Source organism: Crossiella sp. SN42, assembly GCF_023897065.1.
Classification (GTDB): Bacteria; Actinomycetota; Actinomycetes; order Mycobacteriales; family Pseudonocardiaceae; genus Crossiella.
The window spans coordinates 88,241-103,295 of the sequence record NZ_JAMHIV010000015.1 but is presented as its reverse complement, the minus strand read 5'-3'; the positions used below and the strand labels follow the sequence as shown (position 1 = coordinate 103,295).

Sequence of the window (15,055 nt, the reverse complement as noted above, 5' to 3'; positions counted from 1 at the left end):
TTCAACCACGATCGTGGCTGTGGCCTGACTAACCGGCTCCCTGGATGTCCCGGCCGCGGGCCAGGCGCAGGCTGAGCCCGAGGAAGACCAGCACGTAGCCGAGAAGCACCAGCACCGCGACCGGCGCGCTGGTCACGTCGACCACCAGCATCGCCACGCCGCCGCTCGAACCCTGTGGCCGCGCGCCCAGCTCCGCCGCGATCGCGCCGCCGCTCGGCCCGATCAGCAGGGTCTGCACCGCCTTGACCGCGGGCAGCGCGAAGGTCAGCCCGTTGACCGCGTTCTCCAGCGCCAGCAACCACACCAGCCCGACGGCCAGGCCGGTGCCGGTGCTGCGGAAGGCCGAGGCGAGGAAGAAGCCGAGCGTCGCGCAGGCCAGGCCGAGCAGCCAGCAGGCGCCGATCCCGGCCAGCACGGTGAGCGGGTCGGGGAAGACCACCGGCCCGTTCTCCAGGCCGGCCACGACCAGGCGCAGCACCGAGCTGAACGCGAAGGTGGCCAGCACGATCCCTAGCACTGCTAGCGCCATGGTCAGGAACTTCGCCAGCAGCACCGCCATCCGGCCGGGCCCCTGGGTGAACAGCGGTCCCCAGGTGTGCCACCGGTACTCCCCGCCCATCAGCACCGCGCCCAGGATCACCATGATCGCGCCGCCGAACATCGGGAAGGACATGAGCGTGTTGGCCACCAGGCTTTCCGGCAGCAGGTTGCCCAGCATCGCGCCGATCTGCTCCGGGTTCGCCGCCGCGCTGCCGGACTGGGCGCGGTAGACGAGGTAGGGCACGGTGAAGGTGAACAGCAAGGTCTGCGCCAGCCAGCAGGCGCCGAGCAGCCAGGCGGCCGGGCGCTTGCGGATGGCGAGCAGCTCCGAGCGCAGCGCGGCGGTCATGACGGCACCGCCGCAGGCTCCTGGTCCACGGTGAGCTCCAGGAAGACCTCTTCCAGCGAATGGCGCACCGCACGCAGGTGGGTCACCGTCACCTCCGCCAGCACCAGCTCCCGGTTCAGCGCGCCGATGAGCTCCACCGGCGCGCTGACCAGCAGATCCTCCCCCTCCTGCCGGACAGCGCGGACCGAGGGATGCCGCCGCAGCACCTCGGCCGCGCGCTGCCGGGGACTCGCGGTGATCATCAGCCGCCCCGCGTCCAGCGAGGAGGTCAGCTCGGCGACACTGCCCTCGGCGATCAGCCGCCCCTGCTGGATCACGCCCACCCGGTCGCACACCTGCTCCACCTCGCCGAGCAGATGACTGGACAGCAGCACCGTGCGCCCGGCCGAGCCGAGCGAGCGGATCAGCTCCCGCATGGCGGCCATGCCCGACGGGTCCATGCCGTTGGTCGGCTCGTCCAGGATCAGCAGCTCGCAGTCCTTCAGCAGCGCCGCCGCGGTGCCCAGCCGCTGCTTCATGCCCTGCGAGTAGGCGCGGAACCGGTCACCGCCCCGCTCCGCCAGCTCCACTTGGGCGAGCGCCCGCTCCACCCGGGAGTCGGGCATGCCGCAGGACCGGGCCAGCACGCGCAGGTTGTCCCGGCCGGACAGGTGCGGGTAGAAGGCCGGATACTCGATCAGCGCGCCGATCCCGGCCAGTCCGCGCGGATTCCCCGGCGCTTCACCGAGCACGGACGCGTGCCCGGCGGTGGGCCGGATAAGTCCCATCAGCATGCGCGGCGCACCCGCAGGTCGAGATCGACGACGGCGCTCTGCCCGCCCGGATATCGCTTGGCCAGTCGCCGTGCGGTCACCGGGAAACGAACCTGCTAGAACTGGGCGGCACACGACGTGATCCAGGGGGGACACAGATGCGCACCGACGTCATGCGACTCGCCGCCGCCTCGGGCGGCCATCCCGACGACCTCGCCGCACTCATCGACGACCTGGGCCCCGGCCGCTGCGCCGAGATCGCCACCGACGAGATCGCCTTCCGCCTCGACCCACCACGCCTGGACCCCGGCACGGAGATCGAGATCCAGCTCCTGTTCGGCCACCGCGACACCACCACCGCCTGCCTGGTCACGGTCACCGGCTCCAGCGCCATCCACGCCGCCGGCCGGTCCGCGACCCCGCACGCCACCATCCGCCAGCAGCTCGGGGAAGCGATCCGCCAGCTCCTCGGCCCCCGTGGCGCGGCAGGTCCGGCCACCCGCCAGGTGGAACTGCGCGACTCCGGCGACATCGCCTCCTTCCGCCGCCCGCCGGTCTGGTTCGCCGCCGCCCAGCGCCTTCTGTCCACAATGGACCATCGCGATGAGGTGACCCTGACTGAGCTGGCCAGCCGCCACGAGTCGGACAAGTGGGGCATCCACCGCTACACCCAGCACTACCCGCGCTACTTCGAGCCGCTGCGCGACCGCCCCCTGACCGTCCTGGAGATCGGCATCGGCGGCTTCGCCGACCCCGCCGCCGGCGGTTGTTCGCTGCGCATGTGGAAGCACTACTTCCCGCGCGCCACCGTCTACGGCGTCGACGTGCACGACAAGACTCCCCATGCGTGCCAACGCATCCACACCCTGCGCGCCGACCAGTCCGACCCCGAGGCGCTGCTGGCGGTGGTGGCCAGGACCGGCCCGCCGGACATCGTGATCGACGACGGCAGCCACCGCGTCGACCATGTGCTGACCACCTTCCACACGCTGTTCCCGCACCTCCGCGAAGGCGGCTACTACGCCATCGAGGACCTGCAAACCTCGTACTGGCCCCGTTTCGGCGGCACCAGCGCGGAGCTCGACGCGCCGCACACCAGCCTCGGCTTCCTGAAGTCGCTGGTCGACGGCCTCAACCACGAGGAGATCCTGGCGGGCAGCCGACGGCCCGCGCCGACGGACCAGCAGATCAGGAGCCTGCACTTCCACCACAACCTGGCGGTGATCGAGAAGGGCGTGAACGTGGAGGGCGGGGGACCGGACTGGGTGCGCTTCGGGCCGAAGTGAGCGCATCCGCGGTGGCCTTGACCACCCACGGGAATCTCCGCCCGCCGCCCGCGTTGTCCCTGGTGTGACGGTACGACTTTCCGTGCTTGACCGGTCGAGCACCAGGCAGGGCCAGGATGACGCGCGGGCGTTGCGGGACACCGTGCGGTTCGCGCGGCAGGCCGAGGAGCTGGGGTATCACCGGTTCTGGGTGTCCGAGCACCACAGTGTGCCGGGGCTGGCCGGGTCGGCGCCGACGGTGCTGGCCGCGGCGGTGGCGGCGGCGACCGAGCGGATCCGGGTGGGCACCGGTGGGGTGATGCTGCCCAACCACCGGCCGTTGGTGGTGGCCGAGCAGTTCGGCGTGCTGGAGGCGTTGTACCCGGGGCGGATCGACATGGGGCTGGGGCGTTCGGTCGGGTTCACCAACGGGTGCGGCGGGCCCTGGGGCAGGACAAGGAGGCCGTGGACGCCTTCGCCGACCAGCTGGGTGAGCTGCTCGGGTACTTCACCGGGGAGCAGTCGGCGCATCCCGGGGTGCACGCCCGGCCGGGGGAGGGGATGACGGTCTCGCCGTTCCTGCTGGCGACCGGGGCGGGGGCGGAGATCGCGGCCGCGTTCGGGCTGCCGCTGGTGGTCGGCGGACCGCGCTCGACCGAGGCGATTGCCCGGTACCGCAACGCTTTCCGGCCCTCGGAGTGGGCGCGGGAGCCGTATGTGGTGGTCGCCGCGACGGTCGCGGTGGCCGAGACCACCGAGCAGGCCCGGCGGCTGCTGCTGCCGGAGGCGTGGTCCACCGCGCACTCCCGCACCCGCGGTGAGTTCCCGCCGCTGCGTTCCCCCGAGGACGTGCTGGCGATGGAGCTGACCGAGCGGGAACGAACGCTGCTGGCGGAGGCGCTGCGCGGCCAGCTGCATGGCACCCCCGGCGAGGTGGCCACGAACCTGGGCGAGCTCCTCGAACGCACCGGCGCGGACGAGATCCTGGTGACCATGAGCACCTACGACCGCGCCGACATGCTCGACTCCTACCGCCGCCTGGCCGAGCTGACCATCCCGGCGCGGCTCACCGCGAACGGCGAGCGCTCAGCCTGACACCGCGCCGGATCCCGGTGGCCGGCCCGTCCGGTTCGCGATGAGGATCTCGATGCCGTCCAGGATGCGGCCGAGCCCGAACTCGACGTCCTCCTTGAGGTCGGGCGCGGCGTCCTCCTCGTCCCGGTACTCGCCGCTGGCCATGATCGAGGCGACCCTGGGGAAGTCGCGCAGGCGTGGCTGCAGGAAGCCGGACAGCGACTGCACGGGCGCGGCGTTGCCGGCGAGGTTGCGGGCGAGCAGGGCCGTGCTGCGGGCGTATCCGTCGAACAGCAACGCGCAGCCCAGCATGTCCTGGTTGCGCAGTCCCGTCCCGGCCAGCCCTGATAACGGATCCTGCCGGAGACCAGCACCGCCACCGGGTCGCAGGTGAGCGCCACCTCGGGCAAGTGGTGACTGGACACCAGCACCGCCTGTCCCCGCTCGGCCATGGCGCGGATCAGGCCGTGCCTGTCCCGGATGCCGACCGGGTCGAGTCCGTGCGGACCAGATCGAGCGCCTGCTGGCCCAGTCCGCGCTGACCGGGATCGCCGACCAGCGCGTCGGCCGGTACTCCACCGGCGCCAAACGCAGGCTGGGCATCGCGCAGGCGCTGCTCGGCGAGCCCCGCTTGCTGGTGGTGGACGAGCGCCGGTGGAGGAGCCGACGCTGGAGGACGGGTATGCCGCGCTGATGCACTCGGTGCGCGGCGGTGACCACCATCGCTAGTGGCCCGCCAACCGGTTCAGGCTGTTTCCGTCCAGGTGACCGGAAGCTCGTGCACGCCGTAGATCCGCATGTTGGTGCGCAGCTTCACCTCGGCCGCCGGGATGGCCAGCTGGAGGGTCGGGAAGCGGCGCAGCAGGCCCGCGAAACCGGCGCGCATCTCGATGCGGGCCAGTTGCTGGCCGAGGCACTGGTGGATGCCGTGGCCGAAGGACAGGTGGCCGCGGGCGTTGCGGTGGATGTCCAGGGCGGCGGGATTGTCGAAGCGGTGGGGGTCGTGGTTGGCGGTGAGCAGGGAGACCACGACGGTGGCGCCCTGGGGGATGGTCTCGCCGCCGAGCTCGAGGTCCTCGGTGGCGTAGCGGTAGAAGATGTCGCCGATGGACAGGTAGCGCAGCAGCTCCTCGACCGCGCCGGGCAGCAGGTCCGGGTTCGCGCGCAGCTCGGCCAGCTGGTCGGGGTGTTCCACGAGCGCGAAAGTGCCCAGTGCCAACATGTTCGCGGTGGTCTCGTGACCGGCGAGCAGCAGCAGGAAGCCGATGCCGGTCAGCTCCTCGATGCTCAGGTCCTCCTGGCCGGCCAGGTCGGAGAGGATGTCCTCGCCCGGCTCGGCGCGTTTGCCGGTGACCAGGGCGGCGAGGTAGCCGGCCAGGGCGCCGTAGGCGGCCATCTTCTCCTCGATGGTCAGGGTCATGTCCAGGAACCTGGTGGAGTTGGCCTGGAAGTCGGCGCGGTCGGCGTAGGGGACGCCGAGCAGTTCGCAGATCACCAGCGAGGGCACCGGCAGCGCGAACTCCTTGACCAGGTCGACCGGCGGGGTCAGCCGGGCCAGCTCGTCCAGCTGCCGTTCGACGATCTCGTTGATGTGCTCTTCCAGCTGCCGCATGCGTTTGACGGTGAAGGCGCCGGTGAGCTTGCGCCGCAGGCGGGTGTGGTCCGGCGGATCCATGGCGATGAACAGGCCCGGCACCTGCGGCGAGGGCTCGGTGACCACGGGCATGCCGGGGACCACGTACGGCTCGTGCACGACGCCGAGGTCCTGCCGGGAGCTGAACCGGGTGTCGGCCATGACCTGGCGGACCTCGTCGTAGCCGGTGACGATCCAGCCCTCGTGCCCGTCGGGGAAGACCAGCGGGCTGACCGGGCGGGCCTCGCGCATCCGGGTGAGGTGGCTGGGCGGCACGAAGGGACCGGCGTCGCGGTCGGTCGGCAGGCTGCGCGGGGTGGCGTCAGTGTGCGTCGTCGGGTTCGGCATGGGACCAGCCTCCAACGTTGACGCACCGTCAGGGTCAAGCCCTTCGCCGGAACCGGCACGTGCCCACGCGTGCCGGCCCCGGCCGCCCTCGGCGGTCAGCGGCTCCTGCGGGTCCCGGGGTGACCCCGCGGGACTCGGTGAGCACCTGGGCTGTCCGGACCACCCGGTCCCGTAGTTCCTCGGAACTCCGCACCGAATCGGCGCACAGCAAACTCTTGAGGATTTCTCCGGATTTTCCTTTCGGATTCCGCCCACCGGCGGGCGGTCAGCCGTGGGCGAGGCTGTCGCCACCGTGTCCTCGACGATCTTGAGACCAAGCGCGTCATCGTCCGAAATGCGGACCGGTCCAGTTCATCGCCGAAGGACTTCTCCGGCCGGACATCCTCCACCGGGACACTCAGTTGTGTGTTTGTGTGTTTCGTGGGGAGAAGCGTTGTCAGGCAGTGGCTGACAACTGCTGCACCAGCGGGCCGCTGACCAGGTCGACCACTGTGCCCGCCTACCCCGTGCCCGGGTAGAGGCTGGTCTGCTCCGCCGTGCAGGCCACCGAGCCGTCGTCCAGCTCCACCGACACCGTGGCGGTGACCTCCAGGTAGCCGTGCGGGCGCTGCCGGACCGCGCCGATGCCGACCTTCGCCCTGATCCACTCCCCGGCCGCGACCGGCTTGCGGAAGCGCACCTTGTCCACCCGGTAGTTCAGGCTCAGCGCGACGCCCGCGACCTCGAACACCTCGCCGATGAAGGCGGGCAGCAGGGACAGGATCAGGAAGCCGTGCGCGATCGGCCTGCCGTAGGGCCCCTGCGCGCACTGCTCGGCATCCAGGTGGATCCACTGGTGGTCGTCGGTGGCCTCGGCGAACTGGGTGATCCGGTCCTGGGTGATCTGCCGCCAGCCGCTGTAGCCGAGGCTGGTCCCGGCCAGGTCGGCCAGCTCGTCCGGTTTGACCTGCATCGCGGTCATCGGGCGGCTCCCTGGCTCAGTCGGCTGGTCAGCCGGTCGCCCGCATCGGACAGCGTCCGCGCGGTCGCCAGCCCGATACCGCTGTTACCGCCGCTGACGAGCGCTCTCCGGCCCGTCATCGAACGTCGCCTCGGCAGCGCGAATCCGCCCACTCCACATGAAGCCCCCATGATCGGTGCCAACCCGGGAACAGCACGCGGTGAATCGCACCGCTTTCGCCCCGCGTCGCGCTGAGTCTGCCTCTCCCGGAGACGCCAGATCGAATCCAGCGTGGTCGGCAGCTTAGGGAGGGCCATTCTCAGCGTCAATGACCTGAAGAACGCGCCGGAGTTTCCGGCAATCTTGGCCATTCCGTTACCGGCCTTCGGTTCTGCCGCTGACCACAAGAGGCCGTGACCAAGATAGCTGGGCATATTTTTCGGCTAAGAGTGGTGCGGTCCGCGCTGCCCTGTCACCGGGGTGACGTGACGGGCGTCGCGAGGGCCGCGGCCACCGCGGGAAGCCAGCGGGCGGCCATCTTGCGGAATCCGGAGTCGACCGGATGCACGCCATCGTTGGTGTCGCTGGCCGGGTCGAACCCGGTCCACTGGTCCACCACCACGATCGGCGAGCGCGCCGTGGACCGCGCCGCCGCCCAGCAGGGGATTGCCCGGTTCAGCGCCACCACCCGCTGCCCGCAGGAGGCGCAGCCGCGCGGCGCCATCGGGATGATCTGCGCGAGCAGGATCCGGGTGGCCGGGTTGTGCGCGCGGATCTGCTCGACCAGCTTCCCGTAGGCGGCCAGCACCGCCTCGGTGCCGACCCCGTGCCACAGGTCGTTGGTACCTAAATGAATCAGCACGACATCGGGCCGGGCGGTGGCCAGCCAGGACGGCAGCAGGTTCCGCCTGGCGATCACGGTGGCCTGGAAGCCGCTGTAGCCGGCGTGGTCCCGGTCGTAGGTCGGGCCGCAGGCGCCGCCGGTCCTGGTGCCGACGAAGTCGATGGCGGTGTGCCCGCGTTCTCGCAACCGGTGCCAGAGCTCGGCGCGCCAGCAGCCGGGCGCGCCGGTGATCGAGTCGCCCAGGGGCAGGATGCGGAGCTGTGGCGGCGGCACCACCCAGGCCATGGCGACCACCGCGCTCAGCGCGACCAGTATCGCCGGAACTCTGCCGACTCTGCGCATCGTCATGCCGAACTCCCTTGGGCCACAAGGCGTTCGCTCTGCCTGAACTGTCGCGCCTGAAGATCGCCGCTGTCAATCGATCAGCATGACCGCACACACAAATCACTCGACTGGCCTGGCCCGCGGGCACAGGATGGGCTGGTGACCGCGATCGTCCTGGTACTGCTGGCCGCGGTGATGCACGCGCTGTGGAACTTCGCCGCCAAGCGCGCCGGGGCGGGTGGAGCGCCGTTCGTGTGGCTCTACCAGGTCGCCTCGGTGGTGATCTGCGGACCGGCCGCGGTGCTCGCCTTCCTCTTCGGCGACACCCCGGCCCAGTGGACCTGGCTGCTCGCGGTCGCGGTCAGCGCCGTGCTGCACGCCGCCTACGCGCTGGTGCTCCAGCACGGCTACGCCGTCGGCGACATGTCGGTGGTCTACCCGGTGGCGCGCGGCAGCGGCCCGCTGCTGACCGTGCTGGCCGCGGTGCTGGTGCTCGGCGAACGCCCCGGCTGGACCGGACTGCTCGGCGCCGGCGCGATCGTGGCCGGGGTGTTCGTGATCGGCCTCGGTCCCACCGGCCGGCGCGGCGCGCTGAACACCAGCCTGGTCTACGGTGGACTGACCGGCGTCGCGATCGCCGGGTACACCCTGTGGGACGCCTACTCGGTGACCACCCTCGCGGTCCCGCCGCTGGTCTACTTCTGCCTCGGTTCCCTTGCCCAGAGCCTATTCCTGGCCCCGGTGGCGCTGCGCCAGCCCGAACGGACCCGCGCGGTGTGGCGGGCGCACCGCACCGAGGTCCTGGTGATCGCGGTGCTCTCCCCGCTGGCCTACGTGCTGGTGCTGTACGCGATGCGACTGGCCCCGCTCAGTGTGGTCGCGCCGATGCGGGAACTGTCCATTGTGCTCGGTGCGTTATTGGCCTGGCGCTGGTTCGGCGAGGCGAACCCGGTGCGCAGACTCATCGGCGCGGCCCTGGTGCTGGCCGGAATCGCCGCGGTGGCGACGGCTTGACGCCAACCCAGCACAGCGGGCGGTCATGGCCCCGGTGCCCCAGGTGCGCGGCCACGTGCCCGCTGTGCGGCTATGCCGCGGGCACGAAGGTCACCGGCAGGTGCTCGAAGCCGTGCATCGTGTTGTTGAGCAGGCGGGCCGGTTCGCCGGAGAGCTCGATGCGTTCGACCTGTTCGGCGAGGGCGGTGAGGCTGGCGGTCACCTCCATGCGGGCCAAGCCTTGTCCGCCGCAGCCGTGGATGCCGTAGCCGAAGGCCAGGTGGTCGGTGGGGTTGCGGTGTATGTCGAAGGTGTCCGCGGCGGCGTAGTGGTGCTCGTCGCGGTTGGCGGAGGCCATCATGGCCAGCACCCGGTCGCCTTGGGCGAGTGGCACTCCGTGGAAGTCGACGTCGCGGGTGGCGGCGCGGGCCATGAACCTGGGCGGTGTCTCCAGCCGGAGCATCTCCTCCACCACGGGGCGGGCGAGCGTGGGGTCGGCGCGCAGCGCCTGCCAGGCCTCCGGGTGGGTGGCGAGCAGCCAGAGGGCGCTGCCGATGGTGCCGCCCTTCCAGGACGCCGCCCCGCCGCCACCGCCGCCGACGTCCCCGGCGCCGGACACTTCCTCGTCCGCGAAGCACCCGACCGCGTCCTGACCGAGATCAACACCTTCTTCCCCGCGCCCTGAACACTTTCCCCCGAGGGCACAAGCGCCGACAGCGGCGCTCGGGCCCCCGGCTGTACGGCCGCCGCTACGTCGTGCCCGTCGCCCCCGTGCTCAAGCTGCTGGGGCTGGACGAACCAGTCGCCCGCGACACCACCACGACAGAGCGCCGTGGCCAGGACTGGCGGCACCGTCCCGTTTCCGCGTTCTCCGGCGGCCAGCTAAGCCTGCTGCGCAGGCAGCGCGTTCTCACCCTCGAACGCCTGGCCCGTCTCGCGCAAACCTCAGCCTGCTTCCTCGCCCGCTGCGAAGCCGGTCAGGTCGACTGGATGCCGACACCCTCATCGCCCTGGCACGCGCCCTCGGAGTCACGCCGACCGCCCTGCTCAACGACAGTGCCCTCCAGTCCGGACTGCAGGCGCTGCGGATCACGGCCGGGCTCACTGTCGAGGACATCCTCAACCGCGCTTCGGAGTATCCGTTGGGGAAGTCATGACCCGCGAGCGCTACGGCAGCTGGAAACCGGGGCGATCGAGGCCATGGCCACCATCGACGGCCTCGTCCTGGCACAAGCCTTCGGCCTGGAGGAGACCACCATCTGCGAAGCCCACCGTCAAGCAGCCCTGCGCCGACGGTAAGCCGCCGCGTCTCCTCTGCCGCGGCCTCCGGTTCGCTGCCGGCCGTCCACCCCCGGCACCCGGAGCACGGTTCCGGCAATGCCAGTTGGCGAACTTGCGAAACTCCGCCCGTGCAGCACAGTTCTCAACGCTGTGGAAAACGACACCGAATTCCGCAGCGTGAACCTGGCACAATTCAGACGGACCCGAAGATAAGACCTGGCCTCAATTCAGTCGCGCACTCCATCGCAGAACAAACAGCCAGCGTTACGCGCGTGTGATTTAGTTCACTGAAATGCGAATGATGTTGCCTCGAGTGGCTACTGATGCCTGCTCGACAGTGGTGACGAGAGTCAGCTCCACGTTTCGATCTTCAGCAGTGTCGCTCCGTCGCCGCCGTTGATAGGCGTCCAGCTGTTCTTCTTGATCTCAGTCGTGGTCTGAGCGCTGCCCGTGGTCACCGTCGCCTTGCCGAAATGCCCGTCTCCCTTGATCGAGTACACCTCGGGGATCGACATGGTCAGCGACCCGGTCGCGCCGGTGACCTGGAAGCAGACCGGATCGGCGAACTTGGTGCTGTTGACCACCACCTGGCCGGCACCGCCTGGTACGCAGGTGGTCAGCACGATATGGCCATCACCGCTGATCAGGCGGATTCCGCGTTCAGCGAAGATCCGATCAGAGCCAGGGTAGAGGTAACGTTCCACCGCCGATGGCTGCTCGTCGGCAACCCCTCGCGTCGGCTGTGCGGCATAGACAGCAACAACACCGCTAATCAGCCCCAAGCAGGTTGCAACACCAACAAAAGTCCATCGCGAAACAGGCCGCACGGCCACCCCCCTATCCGGTGGATTGATACTAGGCATGCCGACCGCTGTGGCGCTAGTGTGATCTCGATCGGCAGATCTCGTTGTAGTCCAAAAGGGGGGACTCAATAAGCATGCGCACAACTATGCGCGATGCCGGGTGGGCGCGCGCCGCCACCGTCCTGACAACAGTCTTCGGCCTGACTCTCGGGCCAAGCATGGTCCCCGAGCTGTCCTCGGGTGCGGTCGCAGCACCTTCGCCCGCGGCCACACAGAACGCACCGGCGCCGTCCGAGCGTGCCCGCGTTCTGGCGCTGTACTCCTCCGCAGGGCCCGTGGTGGGTCGTGCGGCTGAAGCCGCACTGGTCGGCACGGATGCTGACGTACGCCGGTTCCTCACCGAGGAACAACCGACCGCGGCTGAGCACGACGACCGGATCCGGCTCGTGCGCATGCTCGCCGACGCCGGCCCGGCGGTTCGCGACGCGGCCAACACCGCCCTCAGCGGTTCCGTCTCCGAGGTCCGCGCCTTCCTCGACACCGGCTGGCGCCAGCCCTGGGAGAACGACCAGCGCAGGCGCGTCAACCAGCTCATGGCACGCGGCGGACCGCAGGTGGTCCGCGCGGGCGATGCCGCGCTCAAGGGCACCGCGGAGGATGTCCGGACTTTCCTCGCCACCGGGTGGACCGCGGCCGCGGCTCAAGATGACCGGGTCCGGGTCACGAAGATCCTTGCCGCGGCGCGGGAAGGATCCGCGGTCTACGTGGCCTGCCAGCGTGCGCTGGATGGCACCGTGGAGGACATCGAGGAGTTCCTGCGCAGCGGTTGGCAGGTCGCTGTGCAGCGCGACGAGGAGTCCTTGACCGTCAAGGGACTGGCTGAGCTCGCCGCGGCTAGTCAGGCCAAGGCGGCCGAACAGACCGAAGCTGCCACCGAAGCGGCGAACCAGTCCATCGCCGCGGCGCAGAAAGCCAAGGAAGCGGCCGAGCGGGCTGCGGCGGAAACCGCTGCGGCCCAGGGTGATGCGCGCCGCGCCGCTCAAGCTGCCTCCCGGGCCGCGGACGCGGCACAGGGAGCCGCGGCGGCCGCGCAGACCGCGATCAACGCCGCGGGCCGGGCCAGCGATGCGGCCCGGGTCGCCTCCAACGCCGCGGGACAGGCCGCGATTGCCGCCTCGCTGACCGAACGCGCCGCCGCTCGTGCCCACGACGCGGCAGCAGGCGCGGCCCGGGAGAAGGGCAAGGCACACGACGCCCGGGTCGCCGCGGAGCAGGCCAGGGACGTGGCCAAGAGCGCCACCGAGGCCGCCAAGGCCGCCGACGCGGCCGGCCGGGCCACCGGCGAAGCAGGCAAGGCAGGGGACGCCGCGCGGGGTGCGGGCAAGTTCGCCGACGATGCGGCCAAGGCCGCTGAGGATGCCGCGGCCTCGGCGAAACGAGCCGGAGCCAGCGCCGCTGAGGCCGAACGCGCCGCCCGGCGCGCGCGGCAAGCCGCAGCCGAGGCGCAGCGCGCTTCCGCGAAGACCCAGTCCCTGGCCCAGCAGGCGGCCCAGGCTGCTTTCGAGGCACGGGATGCGGCCAACTCTGCCGCCGAGCATGCCAACCGGGCCGCCGATGCCGCCGACGAGGCCGCCGCACACGCCGGGGAAGCCGAACACGCCGCACAGCGTGCCGCCACTGCGGCGGCCGAGGCCGACAAGGCAGCGGTGGCCGCCAAGTCCGCGGCCGACAAGGCCCACCAGGTCGCGGACACCGCGCGAGCCGCTGACGCCGAACGCTTGGCCCAGCAGCAGTCCCAAGCCCTCCGGGAAGCGCAAGAGGCTGTCGAGGACGAGGCAAGCCGGGTGCGCACCGAGCCGGTGTGGCAGGCAGGCCAGGCCACGGTGCTGGATGAGGAAACCCAGCGTCTGCTCACCGAGGCGGCCCATCCGGACACTGCGGCTCCGCTCGCGCTGAGCGCCACTCGCAGGGCGGCACTGCGTCTCTACAGCCGGGCCGGCCCCTGGGTTCGCGGTGCGGCCGAGGAGACGTTGGGTGGTACCGACGCCGGCGTGCTGGACTTCCTGCGCACCGGAGTAGCCCGCGCAGTGGAGCTCGATGATCGGGCCAGCGCGAACATCATCGCCCTGACCACCGACAAGCAGGCCGAGCGCGAGGCCGCGGTCACCGCGCTGCGGGCCGGTCTGGAGCAGGTTAGGGAATTTCTCCGGACCCGGTCCTATGAGGGCAAGACCAACGACGACCGCAAACTGGTCAACCAGATCATGGCGGCCGCTGGAGCGGACTCCGCCGTCTACGCCGCCGGTAACGAGGCGCTGACCGCGGATTCTCGCGGCGATGCCCAAGCCCTTCGCCGTTTTCTTGAACAAGGTCAGCACACCGCAGCGGTCAATGACGACCGCAAGGCAGCCAACCGCGCCATCGCCACCGGCGGCCCCGAGGTCCAGGCAGCCGCTCAAGCCGCGCTGACCGGTCCGCACTCCCACCTCAAGCGCTTCCTCAAGGTGGGGCTGCCCAAGGCGCAGTTGCGCGATGCCGACACCGCTACACACGTCGCCCAGATCGCGGGCTATCTGGCCAAGGCTGACCAGTCCGCGGCGCTGGCTCGGGAAAACGCCAACCAGGCCGCCAGCCAGGCCGCGCTGGCGCGGCAGGCGGCTGATGAGGCTCAGGAGTGGAGCCGCAAAGCCGAGGAATCGGCCGCGCAGGCCGCGGCGGCCGCGCGTGCAGCCCAGCAGTCCGCCGCCGCCGCCCAACGCTCTGCCGACCAGGCCGCTGAGTCGGCCAGGCGAGCCAGGGAGGCGGCCAAGGCCGCTGAGGGCAGCGCGCGCGAAGCCAGTGCAGCCGCAGCACGCGCCTCCGCCTCAGCCACCCGGGCTCGCGCCGCGGCCGCGGCCGCCCAGGCCGATGCCCAGCGAGCCCGCGCTGATGCCATTCAAGCGGGCAAGGACGCCGAAGCAGCCGAACGGGCGGCCAGCGAGGCCCGCCACGCCGCAGCGGAACTCGCGCTGCTGCAGGAGACCCGGGAGAACGCCGGCGAGGTTCCCGACGAGAAGACCATCAGTCCCTTCGGTGTCGAGAAGGCCCCTGAGAACCTCAAAGACAACGTCACGGTGGACAAGTCCTCTGCCGACTGCTGGGGCGGTCGCGCGGAGGGATTCGTCACCTGCACCTTCAAGGTCAACCACCACATCACCGGGACCCTCAGGCTGTTCACCTACAACTGCCCTGCGGGAGCCACAGCCAAGGAGCAGTGCCAGCGGGTCGAAATCGGGACCAGTCCGATCGACTTCACCTACACCACCGTCGGACACTTCAGCACCGCCGAGATGACCGCCGAGTTCTTGGCGCAGATCGCCAAGGCGACCATCGAGGACTTCCGGAAGTGCGCCACGGAAAAGGGCGGCGCGCAGGCTCAAGCCTGCGGCTGGACCGCGCTCGCGTTGATGCCACACCCCAAGTTTCTCCGACTCGGAGAACTGCTGGCCACAGCCGGCCGGACTAGCCGTAGCGCCGATGAGTTCTCGATGTTCCTGAAAGACGGCCAGACCGGCATCACCGCGAGTCTGGACAATGGCGGATACATGACGATGGCCATCATGAACAAGACGGGCATCGCCGGAGTCGGCGGGAAAATGCTCACCGCGGCCGCAGAGCACTTCGGCCCGCGGCTCAAGGGTATCGACGGCGTGTGGATCGCGGGCAAGGACATGGGCGACAACATCAACACTTTCAACCGGCTGCTCCGCGAAGGAAAGAACATCACGGACGCTGCGCGAGGAACCTTCACTGGAATCATGGCCGGACGACTCGGTTTCAAGAAGGTAGAGATCCTCGGTCGAAAGGGTGAGCACGGCAACTACGAAGAGGTTCACCTCCGCTTCACCTGAGTGAATCCGGCATGATGAC

At 70.3% G+C, this 15,055-nt stretch carries 12 protein-coding genes and 1 pseudogene; 5 read left to right on the top strand and 8 right to left on the bottom strand.

Annotated elements, in window-relative coordinates:
• Positions 1–28 precede the first annotated feature (28 nt).
• Positions 29–889 carry an ABC transporter permease gene (locus M8C13_RS19355; RefSeq protein WP_252482029.1) on the bottom strand — a complete coding sequence of 287 codons (861 nt, stop codon included), beginning with the start codon at positions 887–889 and terminating at the stop codon, positions 29–31.
• A complete protein-coding gene (locus M8C13_RS19350) occupies positions 886–1,662 on the bottom strand; it encodes an ATP-binding cassette domain-containing protein (RefSeq protein WP_252482028.1) in 777 nt (258 codons plus the stop codon). Before M8C13_RS19350 ends, M8C13_RS19355 begins: the two co-directional genes overlap by 4 nt.
• A gap of 137 nt (positions 1,663–1,799) precedes the next feature.
• On the opposite strand from M8C13_RS19350, the gene M8C13_RS19345 reads away from it, so the two are divergent.
• A complete protein-coding gene (locus M8C13_RS19345) occupies positions 1,800–2,927 on the top strand; it encodes a class I SAM-dependent methyltransferase (RefSeq protein WP_252482027.1) in 1,128 nt (375 codons plus the stop codon).
• A gap of 64 nt (positions 2,928–2,991) precedes the next feature.
• A pseudogene (locus M8C13_RS19340) lies at positions 2,992–4,001 on the top strand (MsnO8 family LLM class oxidoreductase).
• On the opposite strand, the gene M8C13_RS19335 reads toward M8C13_RS19340, so the two are convergent.
• On the bottom strand, positions 3,993–4,277 hold the full coding sequence (locus tag M8C13_RS19335) for a hypothetical protein (RefSeq protein ID WP_252482026.1): 285 nt from the start codon (positions 4,275–4,277) through the stop codon (positions 3,993–3,995). The pseudogene M8C13_RS19340 and the gene M8C13_RS19335 overlap by 9 nt on opposite strands.
• Positions 4,278–4,491: 214 nt before the next feature.
• Between M8C13_RS19335 and M8C13_RS45805 the strand changes: the two genes are divergently transcribed.
• Positions 4,492–4,674, top strand: a complete 183-nt coding sequence (locus M8C13_RS45805; protein WP_374213101.1) for an ATP-binding cassette domain-containing protein — start codon at positions 4,492–4,494, stop codon at positions 4,672–4,674.
• Positions 4,675–4,725: 51 nt separating this feature from the next.
• On the opposite strand, the gene M8C13_RS19330 is transcribed toward M8C13_RS45805, so the two are convergent.
• From M8C13_RS19330 to M8C13_RS19320, 3 genes are all read right to left on the bottom strand, one after another.
• A complete protein-coding gene (locus M8C13_RS19330) occupies positions 4,726–5,961 on the bottom strand; it encodes a cytochrome P450 (RefSeq protein ID WP_252482025.1) in 1,236 nt (411 codons plus the stop codon).
• Between the two features lie 499 nt (positions 5,962–6,460).
• Positions 6,461–6,922 (bottom strand): MaoC family dehydratase, encoded by a 462-nt coding sequence (locus M8C13_RS19325; protein WP_252482024.1) that lies wholly within the window; start codon positions 6,920–6,922, stop codon positions 6,461–6,463.
• A 451-nt stretch (positions 6,923–7,373) separates the two neighbouring features.
• Positions 7,374–8,093, bottom strand: coding sequence for an SGNH/GDSL hydrolase family protein (locus M8C13_RS19320; RefSeq protein WP_252482023.1), 720 nt, complete (start codon positions 8,091–8,093; stop codon positions 7,374–7,376).
• Positions 8,094–8,228: 135 nt separating this feature from the next.
• Between M8C13_RS19320 and M8C13_RS19315 the strand changes: the two genes are divergently transcribed.
• Entirely contained in the window at positions 8,229–9,083 is an 855-nt protein-coding gene (locus M8C13_RS19315) for an EamA family transporter (RefSeq protein ID WP_308202820.1), read from the top strand.
• Positions 9,084–9,153: 70 nt separating this feature from the next.
• Here the strand turns inward: M8C13_RS19315 and M8C13_RS19310 are convergent, their stop codons facing one another.
• Positions 9,154–9,681: a cytochrome P450 gene (locus M8C13_RS19310; protein WP_252482022.1), complete on the bottom strand. Its 528-nt coding sequence runs from the start codon at positions 9,679–9,681 to the stop codon at positions 9,154–9,156.
• A gap of 1,012 nt (positions 9,682–10,693) precedes the next feature.
• Positions 10,694–11,047, bottom strand: coding sequence for a hypothetical protein (locus M8C13_RS19305; protein WP_252482021.1), 354 nt, complete (start codon positions 11,045–11,047; stop codon positions 10,694–10,696).
• A gap of 245 nt (positions 11,048–11,292) precedes the next feature.
• Here M8C13_RS19305 and M8C13_RS19300 point away from each other — a divergent pair, with 245 nt between their 5' ends.
• Positions 11,293–15,036 (top strand): ALF repeat-containing protein, encoded by a 3,744-nt coding sequence (locus M8C13_RS19300; protein ID WP_252482020.1) that lies wholly within the window; start codon positions 11,293–11,295, stop codon positions 15,034–15,036.
• The last annotated feature ends 19 nt before the right edge of the window (positions 15,037–15,055 follow it).

Coding starts and splice junctions, on each gene's coding strand:
- M8C13_RS19350 (WP_252482028.1), bottom strand. CDS start 1,662: ATGCTGATGGGACTTATCCGGCCCACCGCCGGGCACGCGTCCGTGCTC.
- M8C13_RS19345 (WP_252482027.1), top strand. CDS start 1,800: ATGCGCACCGACGTCATGCGACTCGCCGCCGCCTCGGGCGGCCATCCC.
- M8C13_RS19330 (WP_252482025.1), bottom strand. CDS start 5,961: ATGCCGAACCCGACGACGCACACTGACGCCACCCCGCGCAGCCTGCCG.
- M8C13_RS19325 (WP_252482024.1), bottom strand. CDS start 6,922: ATGACCGCGATGCAGGTCAAACCGGACGAGCTGGCCGACCTGGCCGGG.
- M8C13_RS19320 (WP_252482023.1), bottom strand. CDS start 8,093: ATGACGATGCGCAGAGTCGGCAGAGTTCCGGCGATACTGGTCGCGCTG.
- M8C13_RS19300 (WP_252482020.1), top strand. CDS start 11,293: ATGCGCGATGCCGGGTGGGCGCGCGCCGCCACCGTCCTGACAACAGTC.
- M8C13_RS19355 (WP_252482029.1), bottom strand. CDS start 889: ATGACCGCCGCGCTGCGCTCGGAGCTGCTCGCCATCCGCAAGCGCCCG.